1 protein-coding gene is annotated in these 1,331 nt (G+C 48.5%); it reads left to right on the forward strand.

The features are described from left to right. On the forward strand, nt 1-1,331 hold a 1,331-nt coding region (locus UYC_RS0100070; RefSeq protein ID WP_016879176.1), incomplete at both ends, for an acyltransferase domain-containing protein.

The following is a 1,331-nucleotide window of genomic DNA, read 5'->3' on the forward strand; positions in this document are numbered from 1 at the left end:
GTCCACATAGTGGTAGAAGAAGCAGCAGAGCCAATATTAAAACAAAATAGGAGCGATCGCACTCAACACATCCTCACCCTCAGCGCCAAAACCGAAACAGCCCTCAAACAACTAGCCGTCAAATATCACCAACACCTCAGCCAAAATCCCAACCAAGCCCTAGCCAACATCTGCTACAGCACCAACACCGGAAGAGCACAACAACCACACCGCCTCGCCCTGATCGCCTCATCCAGCCAACAACTGCAAAGCACCCTCCAAGCCTACAGCCAAAACCAAACCCAAACCAACATCTTATTTGGCATCGCCCAAACCCAGCCCAAAATCTGCTTCCTCTTCACCGGGCAAGGCAGCCAATACCCAGAAATGGGCAAACAACTCTACCAAACTCAGCCATCCTTCAAAGCCACAGTAGACAAATGCGCCCAGATTTTAGCAACCGAACTCGAAACACCCCTGTTGGAAGTACTATATGGGCAACAACAGCACCTGTTGCAACAAACCAGCTACACCCAACCAGCCCTATTCGTAATCGAATACGCTCTTGCCCAATTGTGGCAAACTTGGGGAGTCAAACCAGATGCCGTGATTGGGCATAGCTTAGGTGAATACGTCGCAGCCACCGTTGCCGGGGTAATGAGCTTAGAAGAGGGATTACGCTTAGTTGCAGCCCGTGCCCGCCTCATGCAAGCACTACCAACAAATGGAGCAATGGCAGCAGTCTTTGCCCCAGTGGAGCAAGTCTTACCTTATACCAACACCATTGAGATTGCCGCAGAAAACTCAACTGAAAACACAGTTATCTCCGGCAGTGCCCAAGCAGTTGCGGCTGTGTGTGACCAACTCCAAGCATCGGGTATAATCACACACAAGTTATCTGTGTCTCACGCTTTTCACTCATCTTTGATGGAGCCAATGCTGGAGGCATTTGCTAGCCAAGCAAATACTGTCAACTGGCAAGTACCACAAATTACACTCATATCGAATGTGACTGGTATGCCCGTGACTGGGGTGATGGATACTCAATACTGGTGCGAGCAAATTCGCAAACCAGTTCTGTTTGCCCAAGCCATGCAGTGGTTGCACTCTCAAGCTTATCAGTTGTTTGTGGAAATTGGAGTTCATCCTGTTTTGTGTGGGATGGCAGCAAAATTGCCTTTTTCTGATTCGTTGGAGTTGTTGCCTTGTTTGCGTCGAGAAGATAAGTCTTGCTGGCAAAGTTTATTATCGGCTGCCGGAAGTTTGTATGTGCGTGGTGTAGCTATCAATTGGCAAAGTTTTGATGCTGATTATCTTCGTTCTCGCTTGCCTTTGCCTACTTATCCTTTCCA

The organism is Chlorogloeopsis fritschii PCC 6912, assembly GCF_000317285.1.
Lineage (GTDB): Bacteria > Cyanobacteriota > Cyanobacteriia > Cyanobacteriales > Nostocaceae > Chlorogloeopsis > Chlorogloeopsis fritschii.